This is a genomic window from Sphingomonas glacialis (genome assembly GCF_006439055.1).
Lineage (GTDB): Bacteria > Pseudomonadota > Alphaproteobacteria > Sphingomonadales > Sphingomonadaceae > Sphingomonas > Sphingomonas glacialis_A.
This window is the reverse complement of sequence record NZ_RCZC01000020.1, coordinates 1-701: the sequence shown is the minus strand read 5'-3', so window position 1 is coordinate 701 and position 701 is coordinate 1. Positions and strand designations below refer to the sequence as shown.

1 protein-coding gene is annotated in these 701 nt (G+C 64.9%); it reads left to right on the top strand.

The features are described from left to right. Nucleotides 1–701: molybdopterin-dependent oxidoreductase (locus tag EAH76_RS23790; RefSeq protein ID WP_140852735.1), on the top strand; the 701-nt coding region annotated here is incomplete at both ends.

Sequence of the window (701 nt, the reverse complement as noted above, 5' to 3'; positions counted from 1 at the left end):
TCTTCATTCTCGCCGCGATCTCCGGAGCCTCCGCCGTCATCGTCGGCGTCACGGCGCGCACGGTGAGTATGGCGGTTGGTTCGGTCGAGTCGATCCGCAACGCACTCAAACTTCCGGCGGCGCGTTCGAAGGTCACCATCCCTGAGGGAGCCGAACTCGACATCAAGGGGCTGAGCAAGCTGTTCACCCCGAACAAGGACTTCTACCGCGTCGACACGGCGCTCACCGTTCCCACCGTCGATCCGGAGACCTGGCGTCTCGTGATCGACGGCATGGTCGATCAGCGCGTGGAGATGAGCTTCCAGGACCTCCTCGACATGGGACTCGACGAGTACGCGATCACCCTCACCTGCGTCTCGAACGAGGTCGGCGGGGAACTCGTGGGCAATGCGATGTGGCTCGGCGTGCCGTTGCGCGACGTGCTGAAGAAGGCCGGCGTGAAGTCCGGCGCCGACATGGTGCTCTCGCGCAGCGTCGACGGTTACACCGCGAGTACGCCGCTCTCTGCACTGACGGATGACAACCTCGACGCGATCCTTGCGGTCGCCATGAACGGCGAGCCTCTGCCGGCCGAGCACGGCTTCCCGGTGCGAATGGTCGTGCCGGGCCTGTACGGCTACGTGTCGGCCACCAAGTGGCTGACCGAGCTCAAGGTGACGACCTTCGCCGACGACGAGGCCTATTGGACGCCGCGTGGTTAC